This window comes from Nocardia anaemiae NBRC 100462, assembly GCF_001612725.1.
GTDB lineage: Bacteria > Actinomycetota > Actinomycetes > Mycobacteriales > Mycobacteriaceae > Nocardia > Nocardia anaemiae.
On sequence record NZ_BDAZ01000018.1, the window covers coordinates 38,993 to 53,377 of the forward strand.

Below are 14,385 nucleotides of genomic sequence, written 5' to 3' on the forward strand. Positions count from 1 at the left end.
GTCAGGGAACGGCGACGGTTGCGTCGCAGCTGTCGGGTGGGTCGACCAAGCCGCATTCTACCGGCGGGCGGGTCGGACGGTAGCCGGTGGGGACGCCGCCGGATTGGATGATGCCGCGGTAGGCCTCGACCGCATCGGTGGGTTGGCGCGCCAGGGTCGGGTCGGTGCGCACGTCGACGGTGTAGAGGCCGAAACGCGGTGTGTAGCTGCCCCATTCGTAGTTGTCGGTCAGGCTCCAGTAGTTGTAGCCGAGGACGTTTATGCCGTCGGCCTTGGCGCGTTGGAGCCAGTAGACGGTGTCGCGGAGGTGGTCGGAGCGGGTGTAGCCGTCGGCGCGCGGTTTACCGTCCTCGGTTGGCATGCCGTTCTCCACGACATACAGTGGGCGATCGGGAAATAACTGCGCGTAATGGCGCAATGCGTAGTAGATGCCCTCGGTGTGAATCGGGAGTTCCCAGATCGCCGGACCCTCGTTCGAGCCACCCTGCACCGCCTTGTTCGTTTCCGGCAGGGGCGCGAAATAGTAGTCGACGCCGATGTAATCGAGCTTATCGGCGATTCGGTCCACCAGCGGCTGATTCACCTCGGTGTCGGCGCCCGCGACATAGCCGAGATTGCTGGTGACCTGGGCATCGGGCACGTTCTGATGGATGGTGTCGTAGATCGCGTTGTGCGCCTGTGCGATTCGGTCCAGCATCGCGGGCGCCTCGTCCGGTGTGATCGCGCCGATGCGAAGTTCGGTGCCGATGTAGGCGGCGGGCTCGTTGAAGGTGACCCACAGCGGGTTGCGAGAGGCATAGCGGTGCACCACCTTTCGCATATTGATCAGCCAATCCTCGACCATGCCCGGATTGCGCCAGCCGCCACGATCGGCGGCCCAGCCGGGATACACCCAGTGATCCAGCGTGAGCATCGGCCGCATACCAGCGGCGAGAATGCGGGCGATCACGTTGTCGTAGAAGCCGAATGCCGCCTCGTCCCAGGTATCGGGTTGCGGTTGGACTCGCGCCCATTCGATGCCGATTCGGTACACCCGGACCCCGAGGCGTGCGGCCAGGTTGATATCGGAGATGTAGCGCTTATAGAAATCGACCGAATTCTCGTAGTCGTCCCCGGCCTTGCCGGTTTCGATATAGCGGGTCCAATTGCTGTCCGGCGCATGGCCTTCGGATTGGAAGCCCGATGATGCGACGCCCCAGAGGAATTCCCGACCGAACGGTGCGATGGTCGCCTGTGCGGTCGGCATGGTGATGCCGGGCAGCAGCAGCGCGGTCGCGATGAACGCGAGCCCGGCCAGGGCGCGGCGGCGCATCGGTGTTCGCATCGAGCTCCTGTCCCCATCCGGCGCTGTTGGTCGTGCGGCACCTGGTGGAGCCTTGCCCCGGTCGGTGATCTCTCAGCGTAACTGTCGAATTGCTGAAAACCGGGCAGTTGGTCGGTGTGTCGCGCATGAGGTGTGAAGACCTGGAAGTTTGTCGCGATTGCTATCTGTTCGCCATGGTCAGCTCACCCGTCCGCCGATGCGGCGGGTGAGTTCGTCGGCGGTGGACCGCACCTGGGTTGCGAGACCGGACCAATCGGCCTCGCAGGGGATCTGCTCGCAGTGGTGCCGCAGCGTCACGCTGATCGCCGCGATCGGCCGATGGTCGTGATCGAATGCCGGATAGGCGACCGAGGCGAAGCCAGCGGTGACATGTCCGTCCTCGCTCGCCCAGCCGCGCCGACGCTCGGCGGCCAGCATGCTGCGCAGCGCGGCCAGACTGGTCGGCCCGCGGTCGGTGCGGCGCACGAAGACCGCGGCCGACGGGAACAGCGCGCGCACATGGGCGGCGGGCAGATACGCCAGGATCGCCCGGCCCGACGCGGTCAGCTGCGCGGGTAAGCGGACACCGACATCGGTCACCAGCGTTTCCGGGCGCGCCGGGCGCTCCTTGATCAGATACAGCAGTTCGTTGCCGTGCAGAACGCCGAGGTGCGCGTTGTGCCCGACCCGTCCGGCCAACTCGCGCAGCAACGGTCCGGCCACCCGCTCCAGTGGATCGTGGCGCAGATACGCCGAACCCAATTCGAAGGCGGCGATACCGAGACCATAGCGCCGTTCGGCGGGCAGCCTGGTGACGAAGCGGGCCTGCTCCAACTCCGCGAGTAGGTGATAGGTGGTGGAGCGGGGGATGGCCAGCTCACGCGCGATCGTGGACGCGGATACCGGTCCGGCCCGGGTGGCCATCAGCTGCAGCAAGGCCAGGCCGCGCCGCAGCGCCGGGATATCGCTGCTCGTTCCCATGCCACTTCCTCTGGTTGTCTCGGATACCAGACAGAACCTGGCCCAGCCTCATTCTCCACCCGCCCCCGTGGCGGTGGAATGGGCCTATGCCGGATACCACGCAGTTACCGCCCGTGGAGCTGGACGGGCCACTGACCGTCGAACGCATCGTCGCCGTTGCCCGCGACGGCGCCGAGGTCCGATTCAGCGAGGCCGCCGAGAAGCGGCTGACCCATGCGCGCCAGCACGTCGACGCGCTGGCCGCGGGGACGGTCCCGACCTACGGCGTCTCCACCGGCTTCGGCGCGCTGGCCACCCGGCACATTCCACCGGAGAGTCGGGCCGCGCTCCAGCGGTCGCTGATCCGCTCGCATGCCGCTGGCGCGGGTGCGGCGGTCGAGATCGAAGTGGTGCGCGCCATGATGCTGCTGCGGCTGCGCACGCTGGCCACCGGACATACCGGGGTGCGACCGGAGACGGCGCGCACCTTGGCCGCGTTGATCAATGCGGGCATTACACCGGTGGTGCCCGAGTTCGGCTCGCTCGGCTGCTCCGGCGATCTCGCGCCACTGGCCGCGGTCGCATTGGCTCTGATGGGGGAGGGCGAGGTCACGGACTCCGCTGGCTGTGTTGTTGCGGCGGCAGAAGCCTTGCACGCCAAAGGAATCACGCCGCTCACCCTCGCCGAGAAGGAAGGCCTCGCGCTCACCAATGGCACCGACGGCATGCTCGGCATGCTGGCGCTCGCGATCAATGACCTACGCCGATTGCTCGACGTCGCCGATATCACCGCCGCCATGAGCGTGGAAGCATTGCTCGGCACCGACCGGGTCTTTGCCGCCGATCTGCAGGCGCTGCGTCCGCATCCGGGTCAAGCGGTGTCGGCGCGGCGCATGGCGGCCGCGCTGGCGGGATCGGAAATCGTTGCCAGCCACCGTGGTCCGGAATGCAACCGGGTGCAGGACGCGTATTCGTTGCGCTGCGCACCACAGGTGCACGGTGCCGCCCGCGACACTCTCGCACACGCCGAATTGGTCGCTGAGCGCGAAATGGCTTCGGCGATCGACAATCCCGTCGTACTCGCCGATGGCAGGCTGGAATCCAACGGCAACTTCCACGGTGCTCCGGTGGCGTATGTGCTGGACTTCCTTGCCATTCCGGTCGCCGATGTCGCCAGCATGGCCGAGCGGCGCACCGACCGGATGCTGGATGTCGCACGCTCACATGGTCTTCCGGCCTTCCTCGCCGCCGATCCCGGCGTCGATTCCGGGCACATGATCGCCCAGTACACCCAGGCGGGAATCGTCAGCGAACTAAAGCGCCTCGCGATGCCAGCCTCGGTGGATTCGATTCCCAGCAGCGCGATGCAGGAAGACCATGTGTCGATGGGATGGTCGGCCGCGCGCAAATTACGCAGGGCGGTGGATGGTCTGGCCACCGTACTTGCCATCGAATATCTCACGGCGGCAAGAGCATTGGACTTGCGTGCACCATTGCGTCCGTCCCCGGCCACTGCGGCGGCACTCGCGTTGCTGCGCACCGAGGTCGTCGGCCCGGGTCCGGACCGACACCTCGCCCCGGAAATCGCCGCCGCGGCAGAACTGATCCGCTCCGGCGAACTGCTCGACGCGGTCACCCCCCACCTCGGCACCTCAGGAAGGTGAGCTCCCTTGCCGACATCCGATGCGATCCGGTTCCCGCATAGCGAATCAGGATCGCGCACAGGGTCTACCTCATGCGAGGTCACCACTAGCTATGCGACACCGAAGGGGCAATTCGCTGATATGGAGGACATTCGATGACGCGGACAGTGCGGGCGGCGCGTGGCACGCAACTGACGGCCAAGAACTGGCAGACCGAGGGCGCCCTGCGGATGCTGCAGAACAATCTCGATCCCGAGGTGGCCGAGCGCCCGCAGGACTTGGTGGTCTACGGCGGCACCGGTAAGGCGGCGCGGAACTGGGCCAGCTTCGATGCGATCACCCGCACCCTCACCACACTCGAGGCCGATGAGACCCTGCTGGTCCAGTCGGGGAAGCCGGTCGGTGTGTTCCGGACGCACGAATGGGCGCCACGGGTGCTGATCGCCAATTCGAATCTGGTGGGGGACTGGGCGAGCTGGCCGGAGTTCCGCAGACTGGAATCGCTGGGCCTCACCATGTACGGCCAGATGACCGCGGGTTCGTGGATCTACATCGGCACCCAGGGCATTCTGCAGGGCACCTACGAGACCTTCGCCGCCGTGGCGGATAAGCGTTTCGGCGGCACGCTCGCCGGAACTCTCATCCTCACAGCCGGATTGGGCGGCATGGGCGGTGCCCAGCCATTGGCGGTCACCATGAACGGCGGGGTGGCGCTGGTCGTCGAATGCGATCCGGCGCGTGCCGAGCGTCGGGTGCACGACCGCTATCTCGATGAGATCGCCACCGATTTCGAGGATGCGGTGCGTCGGGTATCGAAGGCGCGCAGGGAGCGAAAGGCACTGTCGGTCGGGCTGATCGGCAATGCGGCCGAGGTGCTGCCGAGGCTGCTGGCGGTGGGTGTCGAGATCGATATCGTCACCGACCAGACCTCGGCGCACGACCCCCTCGCGTACCTCCCACGCGGTGTCGCACTCGAAGACTGGGCCGATTACGCCGCGAAGAAGCCCGACGAATTCACCGATCGCTCGCGCGAATCGATGGCCGAACATGTCGATGCGATGCTCGGGTTCCTCGATCGCGGCGCCGAGGTCTTCGACTACGGCAATTCGCTGCGCGGCGAGGCGAAACTCGGCGGCTGCGAACGGGCCTTCGACTTCCCCGGCTTCGTGCCCGCCTACATCCGACCCTTGTTCTGCGAGGGCAAGGGCCCGTTCCGCTGGGCGGCGCTGTCCGGTGACCCGGCGGATATCGCCGCGACCGACCGGGCCATGCTGGAACTGTTTCCGGAGAACGAATCCCTGCGCCGCTGGATCAGCATGGCCGGGGAACGTGTTGCCTTCCAAGGACTTCCGGCCCGCATCTGCTGGCTCGGCTACGGCGAGCGGCATCTGGCCGGTCTCCGCTTCAATGAAATGGTCGCCAATGGCGAGCTGCGGGCTCCGGTGGTGATCGGCCGCGACCACCTCGATTCCGGCAGTGTCGCCTCGCCGTATCGCGAAACCGAGGCAATGGCCGATGGATCCGATGCCATTGCCGACTGGCCGCTGCTCAACGCGCTGGTCAACACGGCCTCGGGCGCGAGTTGGGTGTCCATCCACCATGGCGGTGGCGTGGGCATGGGCCGGTCCATCCACGCCGGACAGGTCTGTGTCGCCGACGGAACCGCGTTGGCGGGACAGAAGATCGAGCGGGTGCTCACCAATGACCCCGGCATGGGCGTCATTCGGCATGTGGACGCCGGGTACGAGCGTGCCAGTGCGGTCGCCGAGGAGCGTGGCGTGCGAATCCCGATGCAGGAGAACAAGTGACAGCGAACGGTCTGCTCGCCGAAATCGCCGATGTGGGCCGTGACGCGCGGCGCGGTGGATACTCTCGGCACGTCTTCGATCGTGCCGAGCTGGAATTACGGGACTGGTTCATCGAACAGGCGGCCCGGCGCGGTCTCGATGTGACGACCGACCGCAACGGGAACATCTGGGCGTGGTGGGGCAGGCAAGGTCCCGACGCGGTGGTGACGGGGAGTCATCTGGACTCGGTGCCCGGCGGGGGCGCGTTCGATGGCCCGCTCGGGGTGACGAGCGCACTCGCCGCGGTGGATATCTTGCGCGCCAGGGGCTTCACTCCCGCGAAGCCGCTCGCGCTTTTGGTATTCGCGGAGGAGGAGGGCGGACGTTTCGGGGTGCCGTGCCTGGGCTCGAGGCTGCTCACCGGTGCCATCGATGCCGACCGGGCTCGCGGACTGCGCGACGCCGCCGGAATCACCTTCGCCGAGGCCGCGGCCAAATCCGGACAGGATCCGGATCGATTCGGCGCTGATCCCGAGGCGCTGGCCAGTATCGGCTGCTTCGTCGAATTGCATGTCGAACAGGGCCGTGGGCTGATCGACCTGGACAGCCCGGTCGCCACGGGCAGCAGCATCATCGCGCACGGCCGCTACCGGTTCTCCTTCACCGGCCAGGGCAATCACGCCGGTGCGACCCGCATGCCCGACCGGCACGATCCGATGCTGCCCGCGGCCGCCGTCATCGCGGCGGCCCGCCGGGTTGCCGCGGCCACTGACGATGCCAGGGCGACTGTCGGCAAGTTGATACCCACACCGGGCGGCACGAATGTCATCGCCTCGACCGTAGATCTGTGGCTGGACGCACGCGTCGCCGGAGCCGGACGCACCGCCGCGCTGGTCGAGGATATCGCCGGATTCGCCCGCGAAGCCGCCACCGCCGAGGGCTGCGAGGTCACCGTGACCGAGGAATCGTATTCGGACGACGTCGTTTTCGACCCGACACTGCGGGACCGAATGGACGCCGTACTCGGCGGCGTTCCCGCCCTACCCACCGGCGCGGGGCACGATGCGGGCATCCTTGCGGCCCACGTGCCGTCCGGCATGCTCTACGTGCGCAACCCGACCGGCATCAGCCATGCGCCGCAGGAGTATTCGGAACCCGCGGACGTGGACTTCGGTGCGGCGAGCCTGGCTCGCGTGCTCGAGGACTTGGCGAAATGAGCGCGCAGCGCGGAGTTCGGCACCGATGAGCGTGTATTGGGCCGAATTCGCCTGGCTGCCGGACGGATTGGCTGAACGGGTGACAATCGATGTCGCCGGATCGACCATCCGCTCGGTGACCCGCGGTACCGAGCCGAACGGAAATATATTGCGCGGCTTGACCGTTCCCGGTTTCGCGAACGCGCACTCACACGCCTTCCACCGCGCCCTGCGCGGACGCACCCACCACGGCCGGGGTTCGTTCTGGACCTGGCGGGAACGGATGTACGCGGTCGCCGATCGGCTGGATCCCGACTCCTACTACCGGCTCGCACGCGGGGTCTACGCGGAGATGGTCCTCGCCGGATATACCAGCGTCGGCGAATTCCACTATCTGCATCACGCGCCGGGCGGGGTGGCCTATGCCGATCCGAATGCGATGAGCGCGGCCCTGGCCGCGGCGGCACAGGATGCCGGAATTCGGCTCACCGTGCTCGATACCTGCTATCTCAGCGGCGGATTCGGTCAGGAGCCCGACGAACATCAGCGGCGCTTCAGCGACGGCGATGCGGCGGCCTGGGCCGAGCGCGCCGCCGCGTTCGAACCGGAGTCGGAGCTGGTGCGCACCGGTGTTGCCGCACATTCGGTACGCGCGGTGCCGCCCGCGGCACTGGCGGTGGTCGCCCAACAGGCCGACGGTCGGCCGGTGCACGTCCACCTCTCCGAACAACCGGCCGAGAATCGCGACTGCCTTGCCGCATACGGTCTTACGCCGACGGCATTGCTGGCCGATGCAGGATTGCTCGGGCCGGATACGGTAGCCGTGCATGCCACACATATGAGCACCGCCGACATCGAGATGCTGGCCGACGCGCGGTCGTGGGCATGCTTCTGCCCGACCACCGAACGCGATCTCGGCGACGGAATCGGCCCCGCCCGCGAACTACTCGATGCCGGAGTCCGGCTGTGCCTCGGCACTGACAGTCATGCGATCGTCGACGGTTTCGAAGAGTGGCGCGCACTGGAGTTGAACGAACGTCTCGCCACGCGCAGCCGAGGACAATTCGAGATCGCGGAATTGTTCGATGCCGCAACAGATCACGCATCGATCGGCTGGCCGGAAGTAGGCCGCATAGAAGCGGGTGCGGCGGCGGATCTGGTCACCATCGATCTCGACTCGATCCGTACCGCGGGCACCGAACCCGTGGCCGCATTGTTCGCCGCCTCGGCCACCGATATCCGCGAGGTGCTGGTAGCCGGGCGACAGGTGGTTGCCGAGGGCCGCCATGTCCTGGTGCCACAACCGGAAAACGTTCTACAAGAGGAGATTCGGGCATTGTGCCCACCGTGATTCGGGCAGAGACCGGAATATCCACCGACAGAAAGGGCACCGTGTCGACCCTCATCACTGGAATCGGCGAGCTGGCCACCAATGCACCGGACGGCCCGCTGCACGACGCCGCGGTGGTGCTCGAGGATGAGCGCTTCGCCTGGATCGGCCCGGCGAACTCCGCACCCGCCGCCGACGATCGTGTCGATATCGGCGGCCGCGCCGCGCTGCCCGGTTGGGTCGACAGCCACACCCACCTGGTCTTCGCCGGTGATCGCACCGCGGAATTCGAGGCCAGAATGGCCGGGCAGCCCTACCGTGCCGGTGGCATCGCCACGACCGTCGCCGCCACCAGAAGCGCCTCCGACGAACAGCTTTCGGCCAACCTGCGCCGCCATGTCACCGAGGCCTACCGCCAGGGCACGACCTGCCTGGAGACCAAAACCGGATACGGCCTCAGCGTCCCCGACGAGGCACGCTCGGCCCGTATCGCCGCCGCCATCGCCGACGAGGTCACCTACCTCGGCGCGCACCTGGTTCCGCCCGGTGCCGACGCCGAAGCCTACGTCGACCTGGTTTGCGGGGATATGCTCGACGCGGTCGCACCGCATGCGCGCTGGGCCGATGTCTTCTGCGAGACAGGCGCTTTCGACGAGGACCAGTCCGATCGCGTCCTGCGCGCCGCGGCCGCGCGCGGACTCGGCTTACGCGTGCACGGCAACCAATTGGGCACCGGCCCCGGTGTGCAACTCGCGGTCCGCCACGGCGCGGCCAGCGTCGACCACTGCACCTACCTCACCGAAGCCGATATCGATGCCCTAGCCGCCTCGGACACCGTCGCCACTGTCCTGCCCGCATGCGACCTGTCCACTCGACAGTCCCTCGCCCCCGCCCGCGCACTGCTCGACGCGGGCGCGACCGTCGCCCTGGCCACCAACGCCAATCCGGGCAGCTCTTACACCACATCGATGGCCTACTGCGTGGCAACGGCTGTTCTCCAAATGGGTCTCTCGATCGCCGAAGCCGTGTATGCGGCCACTGCGGCGGGCGCGAAAGCGTTGCGCCGCAACGATGTCGGAGTCGTCGCAGTCGGTGCGCGCGCCGATCTCCAGGTACTCGACGCCCCCTCGGTCACCCATCTGGCGTACCGTCCGGGCGTCCCACTGACGCTGGCCGTGTGGCGGTTGGGACAACGCATTCCGATGGACCGATGGCCGAGCGCGACAGGATGACCGAATTCGGCGCCTATGGGTTCTCGAGCGAGCGAAGCGCGGCATCCACGAGAGTCGTCGCGGTGCGGGCACATACGTCGACGGCGGCATCGGGCTCGAGTCCACGCACATCGATCAGCACGATGAACGCCTCCCAGCCCACCACGAGTGCGATACTCGACACGAGATCATCGAACTGCCGCTGGGACATGCGGTCCCGCAGTGGTTCGAGCGCCCATTCGATCCAACGCACCCGACGATGCCCGCGCCCCGGCGCGTCCTCGGTGGGTGGATCGACGGTGAGCTTCACCAGCCGCCGACCCATCGGCAGGAGCTCGGTGATTTCCGCACCCATCGCCCGCACCAATTCGGCGATGCGCAGCCGCGGGTCCTGGGAATGGATATTCGTCAGCGCCGCATCGGTTCTCGCGCTGAGCAGGCCGATAGTGGCATCGAGCATCAACTGGTCGAGCGTGGGGAAATGCAGGTACACCGTGCGTCGGGACACATCCGCGGCGGCGGCGATGTCATTGACCGAGGGCTCGATACCGCGGTTCAACAGTGTCATCGAGGCTTCGACGATCGCTTTGCGGGTGCGTCGGCGCTGGGCGACGCGGCCCGATGTGAGCTGGGCGGTTTCCTCGACCTGGGTGGTCTCGCCGACCCGGGCGCGGTGCTCGGTCATTCGCTGCTTGTCCTCCGAGTGCCATCTTGACAGTGCTGCCTCCGCCAAAACTATACTAAGTTGCACTTATTGCACAGGAGTGCATTTAGTATCGGGAGGAACTAAATGACTATCGGGGATTCTCTATCTGCGCTGGAGCAGGAGTTATGAGCCGCCGGGCCGCCGCGGCGCCGGGCTGTGAAACCCACGACATGGTGCTCGTGCACCGCGTCTTCCGTCGCGAATTCCGTTTGCTGGCGGATATTGTCGAGGCCACCGCGCCCACGGATACGGAACAGGTGACGCGAGTGAGTGCACACGCGCGCGAGATGCTCGCCGCGCTGCATCATTATCACCGCTATAAGGACGAGCTGATCTTGCCGAAACTGCGTTCGGCGGAACTGGATTCGACACTCCTCGATCGCATACAGACCCAGCACGGACAGATCGATGCGCTCATGCGACGCGTCGATTCCGAACTGTCCGAATGGGAACATCAGGGCGGTGCGGAAACGGCGGATCTGCTGGTCGAGGGATTACGCCGACTACATGCGGAGCTCACCGAACATCTTCGCCTGGAGGAGGATTCGGTACTGCCGATCGTGGCCGAGACCTTGACCGCCTCGGAGTGGGCCGAACTCGGTAAGCGCGGTATGGCGTCGTTTTCGAGGGGGCGGGCCCTGGTATTCCTCGGTCATATCGCCGAGGAGGCCGATGAGCGCGAATGGTCGGAATTCGTGAGAGCGATCCCGGCTCCCGTTCGGCTGCTGTATCGAGTGTTCGGCCGCCGTGGCTACGCCAGGGAGACCGCACTGCTGCGCCGCGATCTGCGCACGGTTGGAAAGGTTGTCAAATAACCGAATTCAGCGCGCCGGGAAGCGGATGATCCGATCATCACCGGCACGGACGTCACCGCGGCCGTCCGTGTTGGAGGTGGTCAGCCATAGTGCGCCGTCCGGGGCTATGGTCACCGTGCGCAGGCGGCCCAGGTCCGGCAGCCGGGACTGTGGAGTGCCCAGCGTCCCGTCGCGCAGCGGAACCGTCCACAATCGCTCGCCGCGCAGCGCCGCGACATAGAGGGTGTCACCGGCGATGGCAATGCCGGACGGCGATGCCTCCGAAGGTTTCCAAATGACTTGGGGTTCAGTGAATCCCCGGTCCGCGCCGCCGTTGCCTTCGACGATCGGCCAGCCGTAGTTGCGGCCCGGCTCGATCAGATTGATCTCGTCGAACGCGTCCTGACCGAATTCCGCGGCGAAGAGTCTGCCCTCCCGATCCCAAGCCAGGCCTTGCACATTGCGGTGCCCGAGGCTGTAAACCGGTGAACCGGGCGTCGGATTGCCCGGTGCCGCAGCGCCATCGGATGTCAGCCGAAGGATTTTGCCATTGGGGCTTGCCGGATCCTGTGATCTGCTGCCCTGCCCCGCATCTCCGGTTCCGACATACAACATCCCATCGGGCCCGAAGGCGATTCGTCCGCCATTGTGGAATCCGGCCTTGGCGATACCATCGAAGATGACCTCCGGCTGTCCGTCGAGTCGGAAGCGCACGATCCGATTGTCATCGGCAGCGGTGAAATACGCGTAGACATACCGAGTTTCGGCATAGTCGGCCGCTACCGCAAGCCCCAGCAGACCACCCTCGCCGCGGGCGACCACCCCCGGAACCTCGTACACCCGCTCGGGCGCGCGACCGGGCACCACCCGCAGAATTCGGCCGGTATCCCGTTCCGCGACCAGCACACCGCCATCGGGCAGGAAGGCCACTCCCCATGGCACATCGATATCGCGCGCGATCTCCTGCCCCGCAGCCAGATCCGGCACACCCGACGGCGTGCTGGGCGCGGTGCTCGTGACCACGTCGGTCGCCGAGCCGGAATCGCTGCCGCATCCGGTCACCGCGCCGACCATCAGCACGGCGATCACGATCCCGATCAATCTGCGCATGCGTATCCCTCCGATTGATCATTCGGCGGTGCTATCTCGATCGTGCCCGCTCAGCCGCCGGTCCGCCATCCGCTGCGACATCACGGGCCAGTGTCGAGCGAACTCGCGCGCGGCGACGGTTCCGCAAGCGTTAGTCACTGCCCGCGATCAGGACGGCGAACAGGGCGATCGCACCGGGCAACGCCTGGACGAACAGGATCCGACGGTTCGCGGTCGCCGCACCGTAGATTCCGGCGACGACAACGCATGCGGTGAAGAAGATCATCGCGGCGAATCCGACCGGGTCCGAGGCGATAATGCCCCAGATCAGACCGGCAGCCAGGAAGCCGTTGTACAGCCCCTGGTTGGCGGCCAAAACCTTGGTCTGTTCGGCGAATTCGGCGGTGCTGCCGAAGGACGCGCGCACCCGCGGGGTGGTCCACAGGAACATCTCCATGACCAGGATGTAGATGTGCAGCAACGCCACCAGACCGACAAGCACCTCGGCTACTACGCGCATTCGATTGATCCCTTCACACGGATACGGCTCGTTGTCGGTCCACAGGATGGACGATCGGCGTCGGGAGCGTCGGAAGGCGCGCCCGACGAACCTCGCACGTCAACTCTTGTGCAGAGTGCCGGTGATATCGCCGAGCACACCGCTGAATCCGCCGCTGAAGCTGTAGGTGACCGAACCGTCCGGCTGCAGGATCACCTTCGAGGTCGATCCTTCGTCCATGCACCCGCTCGCACCGCCGCTGAGCCGTGCCACGAAGGTGAGCTGGGTGTCGGTGGCATTCGTCAGACGTTCGGCGCGTTCGCACCGGCTGCGCGAAGCCTGCCCGGTATTGGCCGAGGTGGCGACCTCCTCGCCGACTTTCCCATCGTGAATGGTCAATTCGATATCGAAGGTGGCGAGCGCGTCTCGTGCGGTGCCGGTCCACTTGCCGACGAATGCTTCGGGTATCACGGAGTCCGTTGCCGCTGCCGAGGTGCTGGTCGCGGAGGTCTGTGCCGTCGAAGTGGTCGTGCGGGCGACGGAGGTGGCCACCGGCGTAGTGCTCACCGTCGCCGCGGAATCGGCGGATTTGTCGGTCAGCTGGGTCCCGATGAGGAATGCGCCGCCCGCGACGATGAGACAGACCACCACGGCCGCGACGATCAATGCGGGCCGACGGGAACGACTCTTCGGCGGCGCGTGGTAGTAGGCGGGTTGCGGCCCCGACCGATCCTGCGCAGGTGGATACGGTGCGTACACATGACTCGAATTGCCTTGCGGCCCAGTCTGTCCGGATGGCCATGCCGTATTCCCGGACTGCCAAGCCACCGTATCGGCCGCGGGCCGGGACAGTGTGTGCGGCGATTGCGACACCGCCCGCGAAATCGTCGGCGCCGACCGCGACGGATCCGGACCGACCGCCTCGACCGGTCCGGATTCCAGATCGAGCAGTGCGACCGCTCGCCGACTCACCTCTTCGAGCACCGGCGCGGGCAGCCAGCCGCCACGCTCGGGAACCCCGAGTTCGGCCAGCTGATCGAGCAACTGCTGCGGTGTCGGCCGAGCCGCCACATCCTTGTTCAGACATGCCGCGATGAGCGGCCGCAGCCGGTCCGGCACCGCCGCGAGCCGCGGCTCCTCGTACACCACCCGATACAGCATCTGCACCGTCTCGCCGGAGCCGAACGGCCCCTGCCCGGTCGCCGCGTAGACGAGTACGCCGCCGAGTGCGAAGACGTCGCCCTCGGGTCCCATGGTCGGTCCGAGCACCTGCTCCGGACACATGAATCCCGGTGAGCCGATGACATTTCCGGTGGTCGTCAGCGCGCTGTCCTCGGCGGCGCGCGCGATGCCGAAGTCGATCACCTTCGGACCGTCCACGGCGAGCAGCACATTGGACGGTTTCAGATCGCGATGCACGATCCCGGCGCCGTGCACGGCGATCAATGCCTCGGCCAGCCCGTGCGCGAGCACCAGCAGCGTGTTCTCGCTGAACGTGCCGAACTGCTCGACCGCATCGGTCAACGAGAAACCGGCCACATAGCCGGTCGCCAGCCACGGCGGCGTCGAATCCACATCAGCGTCGAGCACCGGCGCGGTGAACTTCCCGCCGACGCGCCGTGCCGCGGTGACCTCGCGCCGGAACCGCTCCCGGAACTCGTTGCCGATCAGATCCGGGCGGATCACCTTCACCGCGACGGTGCGGCCACCCGCGCTGCGCCCGAGGTACACCCGGCCCATACCGCCCGCACCGAGCAGGCCGAGTAGCCGGTAGTCCCCGATCCGCGTTGGATCGTCTGTGCCGAGCGGTCGCATCGCGAACTGGGGTCCTCTCACCTGATGTCGAACACGCAAAGGCTACCCATGG

Annotated in this window: 12 protein-coding genes; 6 read left to right on the forward strand and 6 right to left on the reverse strand. The window is 66.6% G+C overall.

Annotated features, from left to right (window positions below; genetic code table 11):
* Position 1 precedes the first annotated feature (1 nt).
* Positions 2-1,324, reverse strand: a complete 1,323-nt coding sequence (locus tag NA5_RS12755) for a family 1 glycosylhydrolase (RefSeq protein WP_062985326.1) — start codon at positions 1,322-1,324, stop codon at positions 2-4.
* 177 nt (positions 1,325-1,501) lie between these two features.
* Entirely contained in the window at positions 1,502-2,284 is a 783-nt protein-coding gene (locus tag NA5_RS12760) for an IclR family transcriptional regulator (protein WP_062985328.1), read from the reverse strand.
* Positions 2,285-2,370: 86 nt separating this feature from the next.
* Between NA5_RS12760 and hutH the strand changes: the two genes are divergently transcribed.
* The 5 genes from hutH (at position 2,371) to hutI (ending at position 9,451) form a co-directional block, all read left to right on the forward strand.
* Positions 2,371-3,927 (forward strand): histidine ammonia-lyase, encoded by a 1,557-nt coding sequence (hutH, locus tag NA5_RS12765; protein WP_062985330.1) that lies wholly within the window; start codon positions 2,371-2,373, stop codon positions 3,925-3,927.
* Positions 3,928-4,061: 134 nt separating this feature from the next.
* Positions 4,062-5,714: a urocanate hydratase gene (gene hutU, locus NA5_RS12770; RefSeq protein WP_062985332.1), complete on the forward strand. Its 1,653-nt coding sequence runs from the start codon at positions 4,062-4,064 to the stop codon at positions 5,712-5,714.
* The gene (locus NA5_RS12775; protein WP_062985334.1) at positions 5,711-6,910 is read left to right on the forward strand and encodes an allantoate amidohydrolase; all 1,200 of its coding nucleotides are present in this window, start codon (positions 5,711-5,713) and stop codon (positions 6,908-6,910) included. Before hutU ends, NA5_RS12775 begins: the two co-directional genes overlap by 4 nt.
* Before the next feature lie 25 nt (positions 6,911-6,935).
* Positions 6,936-8,240: a formimidoylglutamate deiminase gene (locus tag NA5_RS12780; RefSeq protein WP_062985336.1), complete on the forward strand. Its 1,305-nt coding sequence runs from the start codon at positions 6,936-6,938 to the stop codon at positions 8,238-8,240.
* 41 nt (positions 8,241-8,281) lie between these two features.
* Entirely contained in the window at positions 8,282-9,451 is a 1,170-nt protein-coding gene (hutI, locus tag NA5_RS12785; RefSeq protein WP_062985477.1) for an imidazolonepropionase, read from the forward strand.
* 13 nt (positions 9,452-9,464) lie between these two features.
* On the opposite strand, the gene NA5_RS12790 is transcribed toward hutI, so the two are convergent.
* Entirely contained in the window at positions 9,465-10,115 is a 651-nt protein-coding gene (locus NA5_RS12790; RefSeq protein ID WP_062985338.1) for a TetR/AcrR family transcriptional regulator, read from the reverse strand.
* A gap of 146 nt (positions 10,116-10,261) precedes the next feature.
* Here NA5_RS12790 and NA5_RS12795 point away from each other — a divergent pair, with 146 nt between their 5' ends.
* Positions 10,262-10,951: a hemerythrin domain-containing protein gene (locus tag NA5_RS12795; RefSeq protein WP_062985339.1), complete on the forward strand. Its 690-nt coding sequence runs from the start codon at positions 10,262-10,264 to the stop codon at positions 10,949-10,951.
* Positions 10,952-10,957: 6 nt separating this feature from the next.
* On the opposite strand, the gene NA5_RS12800 is transcribed toward NA5_RS12795, so the two are convergent.
* The 3 genes from NA5_RS12800 to NA5_RS12810 form a co-directional block, all read right to left on the reverse strand.
* The gene (locus tag NA5_RS12800) at positions 10,958-12,040 is read right to left on the reverse strand and encodes a PQQ-dependent sugar dehydrogenase (RefSeq protein WP_157110370.1); all 1,083 of its coding nucleotides are present in this window, start codon (positions 12,038-12,040) and stop codon (positions 10,958-10,960) included.
* A gap of 130 nt (positions 12,041-12,170) precedes the next feature.
* Complete coding sequence (locus NA5_RS12805; RefSeq protein WP_062985341.1) at positions 12,171-12,539, reverse strand: DUF1304 domain-containing protein; 369 nt, start codon at positions 12,537-12,539, stop codon at positions 12,171-12,173.
* 99 nt (positions 12,540-12,638) lie between these two features.
* Entirely contained in the window at positions 12,639-14,333 is a 1,695-nt protein-coding gene (locus NA5_RS12810; protein ID WP_062985343.1) for a serine/threonine-protein kinase, read from the reverse strand.
* Positions 14,334-14,385: the final 52 nt, after the last annotated feature.

Coding starts and splice junctions, on each gene's coding strand:
- NA5_RS12810 (WP_062985343.1), bottom strand. CDS start 14,333: ATGCGACCGCTCGGCACAGACGATCCAACGCGGATCGGGGACTACCGG.
- hutU (WP_062985332.1), top strand. CDS start 4,062: ATGACGCGGACAGTGCGGGCGGCGCGTGGCACGCAACTGACGGCCAAG.
- NA5_RS12805 (WP_062985341.1), bottom strand. CDS start 12,539: ATGCGCGTAGTAGCCGAGGTGCTTGTCGGTCTGGTGGCGTTGCTGCAC.
- NA5_RS12755 (WP_062985326.1), bottom strand. CDS start 1,324: ATGCGAACACCGATGCGCCGCCGCGCCCTGGCCGGGCTCGCGTTCATC.
- NA5_RS12760 (WP_062985328.1), bottom strand. CDS start 2,284: ATGGGAACGAGCAGCGATATCCCGGCGCTGCGGCGCGGCCTGGCCTTG.
- NA5_RS12795 (WP_062985339.1), top strand. CDS start 10,262: ATGAGCCGCCGGGCCGCCGCGGCGCCGGGCTGTGAAACCCACGACATG.
- NA5_RS12780 (WP_062985336.1), top strand. CDS start 6,936: ATGAGCGTGTATTGGGCCGAATTCGCCTGGCTGCCGGACGGATTGGCT.
- NA5_RS12790 (WP_062985338.1), bottom strand. CDS start 10,115: ATGACCGAGCACCGCGCCCGGGTCGGCGAGACCACCCAGGTCGAGGAA.
- NA5_RS12800 (WP_157110370.1), bottom strand. CDS start 12,040: ATGCGCAGATTGATCGGGATCGTGATCGCCGTGCTGATGGTCGGCGCG.
- hutH (WP_062985330.1), top strand. CDS start 2,371: ATGCCGGATACCACGCAGTTACCGCCCGTGGAGCTGGACGGGCCACTG.